11 protein-coding genes and 1 pseudogene are annotated in these 14,575 nt (G+C 71.6%); 2 read left to right on the forward strand and 10 right to left on the reverse strand.

The window, feature by feature from the left end:
• Nucleotides 1-93: 93 nt before the first annotated feature.
• Entirely contained in the window at nucleotides 94-714 is a 621-nt protein-coding gene (locus E4N62_RS34930; RefSeq protein WP_230220900.1) for a TetR/AcrR family transcriptional regulator, read from the reverse strand.
• 165 nt (nucleotides 715-879) lie between these two features.
• Between E4N62_RS34930 and E4N62_RS34935 the strand changes: the two genes are divergently transcribed.
• Nucleotides 880-2,493 carry an MDR family MFS transporter gene (locus tag E4N62_RS34935; RefSeq protein ID WP_230220902.1) on the forward strand — a complete coding sequence of 538 codons (1,614 nt, stop codon included), beginning with the start codon at nucleotides 880-882 and terminating at the stop codon, nucleotides 2,491-2,493.
• A 267-nt stretch (nucleotides 2,494-2,760) separates the two neighbouring features.
• Here the strand turns inward: E4N62_RS34935 and cseC are convergent, their stop codons facing one another.
• The 6 genes and pseudogenes from cseC to E4N62_RS34965 form a co-directional block, all read right to left on the reverse strand.
• On the reverse strand, nucleotides 2,761-4,350 hold the full coding sequence (gene cseC / locus E4N62_RS34940; protein WP_230220976.1) for a two-component system sensor histidine kinase CseC: 1,590 nt from the start codon (nucleotides 4,348-4,350) through the stop codon (nucleotides 2,761-2,763).
• Nucleotides 4,239-4,946, reverse strand: coding sequence for a two-component system response regulator CseB (gene cseB / locus E4N62_RS34945; RefSeq protein ID WP_230220905.1), 708 nt, complete (start codon nucleotides 4,944-4,946; stop codon nucleotides 4,239-4,241). Before cseB ends, cseC begins: the two co-directional genes overlap by 112 nt.
• 99 nt (nucleotides 4,947-5,045) lie before the next feature.
• Complete coding sequence (locus tag E4N62_RS34950) at nucleotides 5,046-5,726, reverse strand: hypothetical protein (protein ID WP_230220907.1); 681 nt, start codon at nucleotides 5,724-5,726, stop codon at nucleotides 5,046-5,048.
• Entirely contained in the window at nucleotides 5,714-6,265 is a 552-nt protein-coding gene (locus E4N62_RS34955) for a SigE family RNA polymerase sigma factor (protein WP_230220909.1), read from the reverse strand. The genes E4N62_RS34950 and E4N62_RS34955 overlap by 13 nt, the downstream gene beginning before the upstream one ends.
• A gap of 308 nt (nucleotides 6,266-6,573) precedes the next feature.
• Complete coding sequence (locus tag E4N62_RS34960) at nucleotides 6,574-7,497, reverse strand: A/G-specific adenine glycosylase (protein WP_230220911.1); 924 nt, start codon at nucleotides 7,495-7,497, stop codon at nucleotides 6,574-6,576.
• 191 nt (nucleotides 7,498-7,688) lie between these two features.
• A pseudogene (locus E4N62_RS34965) lies at nucleotides 7,689-8,804 on the reverse strand (LLM class flavin-dependent oxidoreductase).
• A 316-nt stretch (nucleotides 8,805-9,120) separates the two neighbouring features.
• On the opposite strand from E4N62_RS34965, the gene E4N62_RS34970 reads away from it, so the two are divergent.
• Nucleotides 9,121-9,972 (forward strand): hypothetical protein, encoded by an 852-nt coding sequence (locus tag E4N62_RS34970; RefSeq protein WP_230220913.1) that lies wholly within the window; start codon nucleotides 9,121-9,123, stop codon nucleotides 9,970-9,972.
• A 132-nt stretch (nucleotides 9,973-10,104) separates the two neighbouring features.
• Here the strand turns inward: E4N62_RS34970 and disA are convergent, their stop codons facing one another.
• The 3 genes from disA to E4N62_RS34985 form a co-directional block, all read right to left on the reverse strand.
• A complete protein-coding gene (gene disA, locus E4N62_RS34975) occupies nucleotides 10,105-11,229 on the reverse strand; it encodes a DNA integrity scanning diadenylate cyclase DisA (RefSeq protein WP_045562654.1) in 1,125 nt (374 codons plus the stop codon).
• A gap of 81 nt (nucleotides 11,230-11,310) precedes the next feature.
• Nucleotides 11,311-12,720, reverse strand: a complete 1,410-nt coding sequence (radA, locus tag E4N62_RS34980) for a DNA repair protein RadA (RefSeq protein WP_230220915.1) — start codon at nucleotides 12,718-12,720, stop codon at nucleotides 11,311-11,313.
• 275 nt (nucleotides 12,721-12,995) lie between these two features.
• A complete protein-coding gene (locus E4N62_RS34985) occupies nucleotides 12,996-14,390 on the reverse strand; it encodes an alpha/beta hydrolase (protein WP_230220917.1) in 1,395 nt (464 codons plus the stop codon).
• Nucleotides 14,391-14,575 lie beyond the last annotated feature (185 nt).

The following is a 14,575-nucleotide window of genomic DNA, read 5'->3' on the forward strand; positions in this document are numbered from 1 at the left end:
GCCGTAGTCCTGGCCCGTGCCGCACATCGGGATGTCGGCGTAGTAGTCGTTGAACCCGAGGGCGCTGGGGGTACTACCCCGATGCGAGGGCCCTCACGAGTGTGGGGTGCCGGCGTGTGCCTGGGTCACCAGGTCGATCGCGACCTCCAGGACGGCCTTGCGCTTCTCCTCGGGGTCGCCTTCGAGGTCCCTGAGGACGAACATGCCGGCGTGCATGGTGAACAGGGCGCTCGTGCAGCGGACCTGGTCGGTCAGGGCGGCGTCCGGTTCCTTGATGGTGTCGATCAGCCGGATCATGCGGTCCTTGAACGTCTCGCCGACGCTCAGCTCGCGGACCGTCGCCTGGTTCTCCTGCATGAAGCGGAAGAGGGGGGCGACATCGGCCAGGGCCAGGCTGTAGCGGCGCAGGATCTCCCGCTTGGTGTCGAGGGTCCGCGGCTGGGTGCCCGCCCATTCGATCAGTTCGTCGATCGGGCGCTGCAAGTCCTGGAAGAGACCGATGAGGATGTCCTCCTTGGTCTTGAAGTGGTAGTACAGCGCCGCCTTCGTCACATCGAGGCGTTCGGCGATCTCCCGCAGCGAGGTCTTCTCGTAGCCCTGCTCGGCGAAGAGTTCGAGGGCGACGTCCTGGATGCGCTGGCGGGTGTCGCCGCGACGCTGCCGCTTAGGTGTCGGGCTCGTCGGGCCCGTCGCGTCCCGTGTCGTGCCGCTCATCCTCGTACTCCTCGCCGCTCGGACGGCCCGGGTCGGTCAAGCCTCGGCCAAGCGCGTCGAACTTACTTGACGCCCGGCTAGTTAGGGGCCTAGCTTCCCCAAGTGTAGACAACTAGCCGGTCGGCAAGTAAGTGCACGGGAGCTCCGGGGGAGTGGAGGACCGCGATGGATGCGGAGAAGAAGAACGAGGCGAGTGGTGAGGCCGAGGCGGACGGGCCGCAGTCGCGCAGTGTGCGGGTGGTGCTGCTCGCGCTCATGATCGCCATGCTGCTCGCGATGCTCGACAACATGATCATCGGCACCGCGATGCCGACGATCGTGGGCGAGCTGGGCGGGCTCGAACACCTCTCGTGGGTCGTCACCGCCTACACGCTCGCGACCGCCGCCTCCACGCCCATCTGGGGCAAGCTCGGCGACCTCTACGGCCGCAAGCGGGTCTTCATGACCTCGATCGTGATCTTCCTGATCGGGTCGGCGCTGAGTGGCATGGCCCAGGACATGGGCCAGCTCATCGGGTTCCGCGCGGTGCAGGGACTCGGCGCCGGCGGACTGATGGTCGGTGTCATGGCGATCATCGGCGACCTGATACCGCCCCGGGAGCGCGGAAAGTACCAGGGCATGATAGCCGGGGTGATGGCCCTCGCCATGATCGCCGGGCCGCTGGTGGGCGGGTCCATCACGGACCACTGGGGCTGGCGCTGGTCCTTCTACATCAACCTGCCGCTCGGAGTCGTGGCGCTCATCGCCGTCAGCGCCGTGCTGCATCTGCCGAAGCCGTCGCGCGAGGGGCGGTCGGCGCGGAACATCGACTATCTGGGCGCGGGCCTGCTGACCGTCGGCATCACGGCGATCGTGCTGGTCACCACGTGGGGCGGCACCGAGTACGCCTGGGGCTCGGCCGTCATCATGGAGCTGATCGCGCTCGGGGTGACCTCGCTGGTCGGGTTCGTGTTCGTGCAGAAGCGGGCGGCCGAGCCGGTGATCCCGCTGCACATCTTCCGCAGCCGGAACTTCACGCTGATGTCCCTGATCGGGTTCTTCACCGGCTTCGTGATGTTCGGCGCGGTGCTGTTCCTGCCGCTGTACCAGCAGTCGGTGCAGGGCGCGTCCGCGACGAACTCCGGGCTGTTGCTGCTGCCGATGCTGGGGGCGATGCTCGCGGTGTCGATGGTGGCCGGGCGGGTGACCACGAACAGCGGCCGCTACAAGGTCTTCCCCGTGGTCGGGAGCGTCCTGATGATCGTGGGGCTGTTCCTGCTGGCGCAGATGGACACCGGGACGAGCCGGGTGACGTCCGGGTTGTACATGGCCGTGCTGGGCGCCGGTATGGGATGTCTGATGCAGATCACCATGCTGGTCGCGCAGAACAGCGTCGAGATGAAGGACATGGGGGTGGCGTCGTCCACGACCACGCTGTCCCGGACCCTCGGGTCGTCCTTCGGGGTCGCGATCATGGGTGCGCTGTTCAACAGCCGAGTGCAGGACGTGATGGCCGAGCGGGCCGGGGCGCTGGGGTCCGAGGTGACCGAGCAGTCGGCGCAGCTGGACGCGGCGAGTCTGGCGAAGCTGCCGGAGGCCGCGCGGGAGGCGTACCAGTACGCGGTCTCCGCCGGGACGCACTCGGCGTTCCTGCTGGGGGCGGTCGTCTCCGTGGTGGCGTTGGTGGCGGCGGTGTTCGTGAAGGAGGTGCCGTTGCGGGGGCCGGGGTCTGCGGGTGCCTCCGGTGAGGGCGGGGCGGCCGGGGACGCTGGGGCGAAGGAGGCGGCTGCCGCCGTCTGATGGTGTGGGTGGGCCCTCTGAGTTCGCGGTTGAGCTCGGGGGGTTCTGTTCGTTGGCGGGTGCGGGTGCGTGGGGCTTCTCGCGCAGTTCCCCGCGCCCCTGAAAAGCAGGGGCTGAGCCCCGTGCTTTTCAGGCCCGCGGGGCCGTGGTCTTTCAGGCCCGCAGGGCCTGATCTTCCAGGGGCGCGGGGAACTGCGCGAGAAGCCCCACCGGCCCGCACCCGGACAACTGACCCCGAACAACCCGCCCCGAACCAACCCGCCCCGGTCACCCCGCCCCGTCGTTCGACATCGGCAGCATCGGGTAGCTCCCCGTGTTCGTCGGGGCGTGTTCCGGGAGCCACAGGACCGCGACCGCCCCCTCGGCCGGGACCGTGTCCGGGGAACCCGGCGGGCGGACGTTGCGGAAGGTGAGACGCGCGCCGAGGACACGCGCCTGACCCGCGGCGATCGTCAGGCCGAGCCCGTGCCCCTGGCCGGCCCGGTCGGAGGCCCCGGTACGGAAACGGCGGGGTCCGTCCGCGAGAAGCTCCTCCGGGAACCCGGGGCCATGGTCGCGGACCCGGATGACGCGGCCCTCGACGGACACCTCGATCGGCGGTCGGCCGTGCTTCGCCGCGTTGGCCAGCAGGTTCAGCAGGACCCGCTCGAGACGGCGGGGGTCGGTCGTCACCTCCGACTCGTGCACGACCTGCACCCGCACGTCCGCGTTCTTCGCCGCCACCCGCCGGGCCACGAACTCACCCAGCATGATGTCCTGCAACTCGGCCCGCTCGGAGGCCCCGTCGAGGCGGGCCACCTCCAGCACGTCCTCGACGAGCGTGCGCATCGCCTGCGCCCGGTCGCGGACCAGCTCGGAGGGGCGGCCCGGCGGCAGCAGCTCCGCCGCCGTCAGCAGCCCGGTCACCGGCGTACGCAGCTCGTGCGCGATGTCCGCCGTCACCCGGCGCTCCGCCTCGATGCGCTGCCGCAGGGTGTCGGCCATGGCGTCCACGGCCCGCGCCAGCTCGGCGGTCTCGTCGCGGACGACACCGCCGATCGCGTCCTGCACCCGTACGTCCGACTCGCCCTTGGCCACCTGGTGCGCGGCGGCCGCCGCCTTGCGCAGCCGGCGGGACATCTGGCCGCCGATCAGGACGCCGAGGGCCGAGCCGCCGAAGACGACCGCGATCGAGCCGATCAGCAGGGCCTGGTCGAGGTCCCGCATCACCGCCGAGCTGTGGTCGGTGAAGTCGGTGTGGAGCGACAGGACACGCTTGTCCTTCAGCGGGACCGCCGCCCAGATGTCGGGCACCCCGTTCTCGCCCTCGGAGACGTAGGTGGCCCTGCGGCCCTCCCTGACCTTGGCCAGCAGGTCCCCAGGGATCTCGGGGTCGTCGATCTTCACGCCGAAGGCGCCCGACTTCAACGGGCGGCCCGACTCGTACATGCGCTGGGCGACCTGGATGCGCTCGTCGGCGAGGTCGCGCGCGTTGTCGAGCATCGAGACCCGTGCCGCGTTGTGCACGACCAGGCTCAGCGCGACCGCCACCAGCGCGCCCACCAGGGCGATCGCCGCGCTCAACTGCCAGCGCAGCCCCGTCCGGATGCCCGAAGCGAGCCCGGTGCCGACGGCCGGCCCCCCGCCTGCCACGGGTCGCGTACCCGAGGCGGGCCCCGCAGCGGACGGGCGGCCGACGACACGTGACGCCTCCGGAGCCCGCCCTGCCCGTATGCCCCTCGACTCCATCTCGGCCCCGTCCCCGCTCAGGCCTTGAGCTTGTAGCCGAAGCCGCGGACCGTGTCGATCCGGTCCTGGCCGATCTTCGCGCGCAGCCGCTGGACATGGACGTCGACGACCCGGGTGTCCCCGCCCCAGCCGTAGTCCCACACGCGTTCGAGCAGCTTGTCGCGGGAGAGCACCGTGCCGGGGGCGGACGAGAACTCCAGCAGCAGCCGCATCTCGGTCGGCGTCAGCGCCACCGGTTCCCCCGACCTCCGTACCTCCATGCCCTCGGTGTCGACCTCCAGTTCACCGAAGGTGAGCACCCCGCCGGTGCCCGCCGACCCGGCCTCCTCCGCCTTGGCGTCGCCGCCGCTCGCGTGGCCGAAGCGGCGCAGCACCGCGCGGATCCGGGCGACCAGGACCGCGCCGTCGAACGGCTTGGTCACGTAGTCGTCGGCGCCCGCCTCCAGCCCCAGCACCACGTCGATGGAGTCGGCGCGCGCGGAGAGCATGATCACCGGGACGGTCGACTCGTCCCGGATGCGGCGGCACAGGGAGACCCCGTCCAGACCCGGCACCATGACGTCGAGGAGGGCGATGTCGGGCCGGTTCGCGCGGAACGCCTCCAGCCCCGACAGCCCGTCGGGCATGGCCGTGACCGCGAAGCCGTCCCGCTCCAGGGCGAGTTGGGTGGCCTCGCGGATGACGTCGTCGTCCTCGACGAACAGGACGTGGGTCTGCTCTGCCATCCGGTGATCTCGCTCGCTCTCGGTCGAAGTGGGTCGCAACGTTCGGGACGGTCCCGACCGTCGTGTTCGGTCGGTCGGGATCGCCGTGACCAGAGGGGCTCAGCTCGGCTCGGGTGTCGCCGACTCCGTGCCGCCCACGGCGCTGCTGTACTCGGTGCGTGTGCTGGAGCGCTGGACGAAGTCGTCCTTGATCCAGCGATAGGTGGCCACTTCCTCGCTGGACGGGTACGACGACGGGTCGCCATTCTCGTACAGCTGCCGGGTGACGAGGAGGTCGCCCCGGTCTATCTCCGCGTAGACGGGCGGCTGTTCGGACCGGAAGACGCTCCGGTACGCCCCCTCCTTCTCCGCGCGGTACACGTACGACGCCACACCGACGGCGTCCGCGCAGGTCATCACATTCACCACGAGGTCGTCGGACGAGGCGCCGGTCAGGTCCCCGTACGTCACGTCCACCGGGTACTCGTCGGCCACACACGGCCGCAGATCGCTCTTGACCGCCTTGCTGACCTCCGGGTCCGCGCGGACCAGCCGGACGATCTCGTCGACGCTCGGATGGTCGTCCTCGGCCTCCGCCGAACCGGAGACGGACGGGGTGGCCGCGCCCGCCGCGAGGGAGTCGCTGTCGGCCGGCCCCTCGTCCCGGGCACCGGTGCCGCCCGTGCCGCAGGCGGACACGGAAAGGGCGAGGGCGGCGAGCACGGTCACCGCCGTGATCACCGCCTTCGTGCCCTGCCTGACCCCCGGACGGGGGCCGGCCGCTGTGCTCAGGCCGCGCAACGCTCCTGCTCCTCGCTCGCTTCGAGCGCACGGGCGGCGCGCTCTTCGTGGTTTCGCGACTCCAACTCCTCGCGGAGCCGGGCCAGCGCACGGTGCAGCGTGCTCTTGACCGTGCCGGCCGACATGCCGAGGGCGGCGGCCGTCTCCTCCGTGGACATCTGCTCCCAGTGTCGCAGCACCACGACACTGCGCTGCTTGGGTGCCAGCACCTTCATGATGTCCATCAGGAGGGCGCGGTCCGCGTGCTGCTCGGTGGAGTCCTCGACGCAGGCGTCCGGCAGCTGCTCGGTCGGGACCTCCTCCAGCTTCCGGGCCCGCCACCACTCGGTCCGCGTGTTGATCATGACCCGGCGCAGATAGGCGTCGGCCAGCCGCTTGTCCGCGATGCCGTCCCAGCGGCCGAACGTCCGCGCCAGCGCCGTCTGCAGCAGATCCTGGGCGTCCACCGGGTCCGGCACGAGCCGGCGGGCGCTGCGCAGCAGCGCGTCCTGCCGGGTACGGACGTACTCCTCGAATTCGAGCACCTCGCCGTGCGCCATGATCAACCGCCTCCGTTCCCCGTTTCCGACGTCCGCGCTGTCGCGCGGTGCCGGTTGTCCGCCGCTTCGTGCCGCGCGGTGTGTCGCGCGGTGCGTGTCGCTCGTTCCGCGGGATCCGCCGGTTCGTTTCGCGGGTTCCTGCGGTACGCCAATGAAGCTACGGAGGGGTTGTCACGGAGACGTCCGAGGCAGCCTGCGGAGAACGCTCGGCTGTCCGTCGGTTGTGTAACGAAAGTAGGAACGGGGTAAAGCGGGGTGGGTTTTGGGGTGCAGATGGGCCGGTTTACCCCGTCGGCGACACCGGAGGGTCAGGTGAGGGGGAGGCGGTAGAGGCCGCCGGGGAGGGGTTCCACCAGTCCGTCGGAGACCAGCCCGTCCAGGGCGCGGGCACGCTGCACCGGCTCGTCCCACACCCGGTCGAGAACCGCCTGGGGCACCGGCGCGATCGCGTCCCGCAGGACGGCGAGCAGCTTGCCGCGGACCTGACGGTCGGTACCGGCGTACGTCTGTCCGCGCCGCGCCGGGCCCTCGTGCGCGGGCTTCCCGGCCAGCCGCCAGGCGCACTGTCCGGCGATCGGGCAGCGCCCGCACGTCTCGTTCTTCGCCGTGCACACCAGCGCGCCCAACTCCATCGACGCGGCCGCCCACCGGGACGCCGTCCCGTCGTCCTCGGGCAGCAGGGCCCGGGCCAGCTTCCGCTCGGCGGCCGTGGTCGCGTTCGGCGGGTACTGCGTGCCGCTCACCGCGCGGGCGAAGACCCGCCGCACGTTCGTGTCGAGCACGGCGTGCCGCTGTCCGTACGCGAACGAGGCCACCGCCGCGGCCGTGTACTCGCCGATGCCCGGCAGCGCGAGCAATTGCGCGTGATCACGGGGTACGTCTCCGCCGTGCCGTTCCGTTATGGCCACCGCGGCGCCGTGCAGCCGTAGCGCGCGGCGCGGGTAGCCGAGTCGGCCCCAGGCGCGCACCGCCTCGCCCGGGGGTTCCTTCGCGAGGTCCGCCGGGCGGGGCCAGCGCGCCAACCACTGCTCGTAGACGGGCAGTACACGGTTGACCGGTGTCTGCTGGAGCATGAACTCGCTGACCATCACCCCCCAGGGACCGGCCTCCGGTCGCCGCCAGGGCAGGTCACGGGCGTGCGTCTCGAACCAGGCGATCACCGGGGTGTGCAGGGCGGTGGGGGTGGGGGTTACGTCGGCAGGGCTGCTCTGGGGTTTCGTGGGTGCAGTCATGGCACGGTCGATCCTGCCATGCGGGGGTGGTGGGGGCGGGTTCTGGTGGGGGTGTCTGGGGTGGGTCGGCCGGGTGGCGGGCCCGGTGGGGCTTCTCGCGCAGTTCCCCCGCCCCTGCTTTTCAGGGGCGCGAAGCCCCACCGGAGCCGCACTCGCCGACGTACCAGACCCCCGAGCTCTTCGGCGGCACGTCAGCCCACCCGCTCCCACCCCAACGCCCCCCAACTTCGTCGCGATGTCCGTCAGGATCTGCACATAGTCCTCGTGCTCGAACGTGAACGGCAGCGCGAACGCCACCTCGTCGACCTCGCGGAACCCGGCGTGCGCCCGCAACCGCTCGGCGATCTCCGCGGACGTGCCCACCAGGTCCGGCGCGAACAGAACCCGCCCCGCCCCCTGCGGCGCCGTGGTCCGGGGCAACCGCTTCGCCGCGTACGCCTCGTACTTGGCGCGCTGCTCCGCACTCGCCGAGTCGGTCGGGATGACGACGAGTCCCTGGGAGACCCGGCCCGCTCGCCGTCGGGGTGGTGCGCCCGGAACTCCCGGATCTGCGAGCGCTGGATCTCGGCGAAGTCCACTGTCCCGGAGGCGGCCGCCGCCCCCGGCTCCGCCGCCACCCCTCCGTCGGCTCCGCCGCCACCCTCCGTCGGCTCCGCCTTCACCACGCTGCTGGTCAGGAAGTTCATCCCGTTCTCGCCGGCCCACCGCGCCGACCGCAGGCTGCCGCCGCCGTACCACATCCGGGCGCCCAGCCCGGGGGAGTGCGGCTGGACCCGGTCGGAGAAGACCTCGAACCCCTCGGTGCCGCTGAAGTCCGTGGCCGCCTCGCCGCGTACGAAGCCAAGGAGCCGACGGACCCGTTCGAAGCCGAAGTCCTCCGCGTCGGCGGTGTCCGGGGAGAGCGCCGGCTTGACGGTGTCGTAGTGCATCGGCGGTCCGACGCTGACCCCCGGGTTGACCCGGCCGCCGGACAGGAGGTCGACCGTGGCCAGGTCCTCGGCGAGCCGCAGCGGGTTCTCCCAGCCCAACGGGATGACAGCGGTGCCCAGGTCGATACGGCTCGTGCGCTGCGAGGCGGCCGCCATGACCGCGACGGGGGAGGAGATGCCGTACTGCAGATGACGGTGGCGCAGCCACGCGCTGTCGAAACCGAGCCGCTCGCCCAGTTCGATGATCTCCAGCGTGGATTCGTGGCCCCGGCGCGGGTCGGCCTCGTCGAACAGTCCGATGGTCAGGAACCCCAGCTTCCGCAGCGGCTTCGACGCCGGTGCGCCGGCGCCGTTCTCCACGGTCTCGGGCCCGGTCATCGTCCTCTCCAAGTCCTGCGGCGCGCTTCGGTGGTGGGGGCGATTGTGGCAGGTGGGCCGAGGGAGGCGGCGAGTGGACTCGGGCTCGGGGAGGCTTCCCTGAACGGGCTTGGCGGACTGCGGAGTTGGTGCTGTTCGTGTCGCGTGGGTCCGGTCACGGAACGTGCCCGTACGGGCTCTGTGATCACGCACCGCGATCATGGGGCGCCCCGTCGGGGCGATCACGGGAACGACCGGGATGATGATCCGGAAAAGTTGAGGTTTCGGGCGGCGGGTGGGGCCAGCGAAGTGCCGGATCTCTCGTACAGTTTGCGCCGTGGGATCTCTGCGCAATCCGATCGGGCCGCTTCCCTCCACCATCTACTGGCGCCGGAGGGCCGTTCTGCTGACCGTCGTCGGTCTGCTCGCGATCCTCGTCGTGTGGGTCGTCACCGGCGGGGGCGGGGACGGCGACAACAACGCGGGTGGGCCCGACGGAAAGAATCCCGCGACCTCGATCACTCCCGGGCCGTCCGGTTCCGGTCCCGCGATCAGCGAAGCGCCGGGCGGACGCGACGAGTCGGGTGACGAGTCGAGCTCCGGGGGCGACAGTTCCGGCTCCGGGGCGGGCGACGGTTCGGGGTCGGGTTCGAGCTCCGGCTCGGCTTCCGGAGGTGGGGACACGAGTGCCGGATCCGGTGCCGCGGGCGGCGGTACGTCCGACGACGGCGGCAAGAACGGCAGCAGCTCGGGCGAGCAGGTCCCGGCGGGGTCCAGCCTGCCCAACTGCACCGCCGGGGCCGTGAAGTTGACCGTGCGCAGCGTGCGTAACGCCTACGCACCCGGGGTGAACCCCACGTTCGAACTCATCGCCCGCAACTCCTCCGGCGGCGACTGCAAGCTCGATCTCGGCCCGGACAACACGGTGGTGACGATCACCCCGGCCGACGCCGATGACGACGACGCGTTCTGGGCGTCCGACGACTGCCACGAGACGGCGGGCAGCCTGATGTTCAAGGTGCCGGCCGGTGACCGGGTGACGTACACCGTCGAGTGGAACCGTGACCCGAGCGCGCCCAACTGCGCGACTCCGTCGGCCGGTTCGGCCACCGCCGGGACCTACCTCGTCGAGGCGAAGGCGCCGGGGCTGGCCACGGCTCGCACGTCCTTCGTGCTGGAGAAGGACTGAAGGTCAGAAGGGCTGACGGTCCAGGGCTGACGGTCAGAGGGCTGACGGTCGAAGGGCTGACGGTCGAAGGGCTGGCTGACGGTCAGAGGTCGGGCGGGGCCGGGTGAGCCCGGGTGGGCTGAAGGCGGTCGGTCAGACGTAGCGTTCCAGGATGGAGGACTCCGCCAGGCGGGACAGTCCCTCGCGGACGCTGCGGGCGCGGGCCTCGCCCACGCCGTCGACCGTCTGGAGGTCGTCGACGCTGGCGGCGAGCAGCTTCTGGAGGCCGCCGAAGTGCTCCACCAGGCGGTCGATGATGGCGCCGGGCAGGCGCGGGACCTTGGCGAGGAGGCGGAAGCCGCGCGGGGAGACGGCCGAGTCCATGCCCTCGGGGGAGCCGGTGTAGCCGAGGGCGCGGGCGACCGTGGGGAGTTCGAGGAGCTCGGCGTGGGTGAGGGCGTCGAGTTCGTGGAGGGCCTCGTCCACCGTGCGGGAGCGCTTCGCGGTGGGCTCGGGGACGTAGTCCCTGACCACCAGTTCGCGCTCCGGTTCGACGCCCGCGATCAGTTCGTCGAGCTGGAGGGCCAGAAGACGGCCGTCTGTGCCCAGTTCGACCACGTATTCGGCGATTTCGGTGGCGATACGGCGGACCATCTCCAGTCGCTGGGCGACCGCCGAGACGTCCCGGACCGTCACCAGGTCCTCGATCTCCAGCGCGGAGAGAGTGCCCGCCACCTCGTCCAGGCGGAGCTTGTAGCGCTCCAGGGTCGCCAGGGCCTGGTTCGCCCGGGACAGGATCGCCGCCGAGTCCTCCAGGACGCGGCGCTGCCCGTCGACGTAGAGCGCGATGAGGCGCATCGACTGGGAGACCGAGACGACGGGGAAGCCCACCTGCTTGCTGACGCGGTCGGCCGTACGGTGGCGGGTGCCGGTCTCCTCGGTCGGGATCATCGGGTCGGGGACCAGCTGGACACCCGCCCGGAGGATCTTGGACAGGTCCGAGGACAGCACGATGCCGCCGTCGAGCTTGCACAGCTCACGCAGGCGCGTGGCCGTGAACTCGACATCCAGGACGAAACCACCGGTACACATCGGCTCGACGGTCTTGTCGAAGCCGAGCACGATGAGTCCGCCGGTATTGCCGCGGAGAATCCGTTCAAGCCCGTCGCGCAGGGCCGTGCCTGGGGCCACGGCGCTCAGTGAGGCGCGCATCAGGCCATCGGCACCGGAGCTCCCACCGGACTTTCCGGGAGCTGCTGCCCGGTCGTTGGCTGCCACTGCACTCCTCCGGTCGCAGGTTCTGGGGCGCTCCCGTTTCGCACTCGTGGTTCGTACGGACGGGCGAGACCTGGGCAAAGTCTACCGGCGGTCCTCCGCGTCCCGTGGGGCCTCTCGCCGACGCGATCGGGGCAGTACCCGGAGCGCGTCCCCCATGTCGGCCACTTCCAGGACCTTCATACCGGGAGGAACCTTGCCGGGATCGGACGGAACGAGCGCGTGCGTGAAGCCGAGGCGGTGTGCTTCGGCCAGGCGGCGCTGCACCCCGGTGACCCGTCTGACCTCGCCCGCGAGACCCACCTCGCCGATCGCCACCAGGTTCTTGGGCAGGGGGGTGTCGCTCGCCGCGGAGGCCAGCGCCAGGGCGATCGCGAGGTCCGCGGCGGGCTCCGACAGCTTCACGCCGCCGACCGTCGCCGAGTAGATGTCCCGCTTGCCGAGGGCGCTGATGCGGCCGCGCTGCTCCAGGACCGCGAGCATCATCGAGACCCGGGAGGTCTCCAGGCCGGACGTGGTCCGGCGGGGGGAGGGGAGCTGCGAGTCGACTGTGAGCGACTGCACTTCCGCGACCAGGGGGCGGCGGCCCTCCAGCGTGACCGTCAGGCAGGTGCCGGGGACGGGTTCGTCGCGGCGGGTGAGGAAGAGGCCGCTGGGGTCGGTCAGGCCGGTGATGCCCTCGTCGTGCAGCTCGAAGCAGCCGACCTCGTCCGTGGCGCCGTAGCGGTTCTTGACGCCGCGGACCAGGCGGAGGCGGGCGTGCCGGTCGCCCTCGAAGTGCAGGACGACATCGACAAGGTGCTCAAGGAGGCGGGGGCCCGCGATGGCGCCGTCCTTGGTGACGTGGCCCACGAGGAGCGTCGACATGCCGCGATCCTTGGAGGCGCGGATCAGTGCGCCGGCGACCTCGCGGACCTGGGCCATGCCGCCGGGGGCGCCGTCGATCTCCGGCGAGGCGACGGTCTGGACCGAGTCGAGGATCAGCAGGGACGGCTTGACCGCGTCCAAGTGGCCGAGGACGGCGGCGAGGTCGGTCTCGGCGGCGAGGTAGAGGTGGTCGTGCAGGGCGTTGATGCGGTCGGCGCGGAGGCGGACCTGGCTGGCGGACTCCTCGCCCGTGACGTACAGGGTGGGGTGCTCGGCGCTCGCGGACTTGGCGGCGGCGTCGAGGAGGAGGGTGGACTTGCCGACGCCGGGTTCTCCCGCGAGGAGGACGACGGCGCCGGGGACGAGGCCGCCGCCGAGGACGCGGTCGAGCTCGGGGACGCCGGTGGAGCGGGCGGTGGCCTGGCGGCCGTCGACCTGGGCGATGGGGACGGCGGAGGTGGTGACGCGGCCGGGGGACGTCGTGCGGACGGCCGGGGTGCCGTACTCCTCGACCGTGCCCCAGGCCTGGCATTCGGGGCAGCGGCCCAGCCACTTGGCCGTCTGCCAGCCGCATTCCGTGCAGCGGTAGGACGGGCGGTCCTTCGTGGTCTTCGTACGGGCAGCCATGGACGAACCGTAACGGAGGGCACTGACAGTCTTCGACGGTCGGCCGGACGGGGGCGTGGGGAGGGCCTTGGGAGGGGCTGCGGTGGGGTTCGGGGGCGGCTTGGGTGGGCGGGGCCGTGCCGGTGCGTAGAGCCCGTCGTGTGTTGCCCTACTGCTCGGGGGCAAGGGCGAGCCGTTCTCCGGGCCCGCTGTGAGCGGGACGGGCTGCTGCGCACCGGCACGGCCCCTTCCGCGCGTTCGCGGCCGGTTCGCCGTCTCGGCGAATCCTCGGTTCGCTACGGGCGGCGGCCGATGGTCAGTTGGGCCGGGGTGTACGGGATGTAGGCCGCGCCGTCGAGGTCGAGGGCGGTCGCCGCCGACTGGAGGGCGGCCGGGGTGGCCGAGGCGCCCCAGCGGCCGGTGTCCAGGCGGGACTCCAGGGCGTGCAGGGCGGCCACCGTCTCGGCGGTGGTGAAGGCGCAGTGGCCCTGGCGTTCGACGTAGGCCTGGCGGAGCTGCGCGGCGTCGCCGGAGGCGCGGACCCGGGTGGCGAAGCGGGACTCCTGCTCGACGGGGACGAGGTCGTCGGCGGTGGTGTGGATGTCGAGAAGGGGGACGGCGAGGCCCTGGCCGGCGGAGGACGTGCGGAGGCCTGCGGCGACGGCGTCCGGGTCGGCGGTGATGTTCGCGTTGGTGGTCAGGTCGCGCAGATCGGCGCGCAGGTCGAGGCCGGCCTTCTTGTAGAGGGCCTTGACCAGGGGTGCGTGCTGGGAGCCCGCGAGCACGCGCGCGTAGTCGACGCCCTTGTTCCCGGAGTTGTTGCCGCCGAGGGCCTTCTCGACGTGGAAGCGGGCGGGCTCGACGCGATTGAGGACGCCCTGGGCCAGCCACGCGTACTGCTGGGCCTGCTGTTCGTCCCGGTCGCCGGCGGCGGGGCGGTCCTTGCCGGGCGCCCAGGCGGGCAGGTTGAGGTAGGCGGCGGCGAGGGCGATCCGGGCGCGTCCCTGCGGGGTCTTCTGGGCGGCGACGACGGCGTCGGTGAGCTGCCGGCCGGTGGTGGCGCCCTCCGCCTCGGAGGCGAAGTCCACCAGCTTCACGGGAGTGTCGGGGAGCAGGAGCCGGGCGATCGTGTACTCGGCGTCGAGCTGGTAGGTGTGCAGGTCGTTGGCTCCTGCCACGAGACCGCACAGGCCCAGCGCGCCGTCGATCCCGCCCGCGCCGGAGCGGGCCAGCCGGGCGTTGACCAGCCCGCCCATGGACTGGCCGATGGAGAGCGTGCGCGTGGGTTCGCCGATCCTCTCGGTGACCGCCGCGACGGTGGCGACCTGGTCGCGCTCCGCGCTCTCCAGGGCCCAGAGGGTCTCGCTGACGTCGTAGGAGGAGCCGGTGAGGGCGTAGCCCTCTTCGAGGAGGCGGAGGCGTACGGCCTCGCGGGGGGCGTTCTGGGGCACCGTCACGCCGAAGCCGTGACTGAAGACGATCAGAGTGCCGTTCCAGTTCTCGGGGACGTCCGCTATCCAGGCGGCGCCGTCGGGGAGGGTGCCGGTGAGGCGTTCGACGGCGGGCGCGGCGCTCCGGGGGGCGGCGGCGGAGACGGAGGCGCCGGTCAGGGAGAGGACCACGGTCGCGGCCAGGGCGGCGAGGGCGCGGCGGGTGGAGCGGCGGGTGGAGCGTCGGGTGCGTACGGCCATGGGGTGGGGCTCCTGTCGACGCGGAGGTGGGGACGTTGCTCGCTCTTACTGGGCAGTAACTCGGTTCCCGAGAGGAAGGTAGGGCTAATTTCTAGTGACAGTCAATTAAGTGCACAACATTTGGCCAAGCTCCGTGTGCGCCGCGGAATGCGGGATTCCTGTCCCCTTATGAGGGATCGTTTCAC

Origin of the sequence: Streptomyces sp. MNU76 (assembly GCF_020982545.1) — a bacterium.
In the GTDB taxonomy this organism is placed as follows: Bacteria; Actinomycetota; Actinomycetes; order Streptomycetales; family Streptomycetaceae; genus Streptomyces.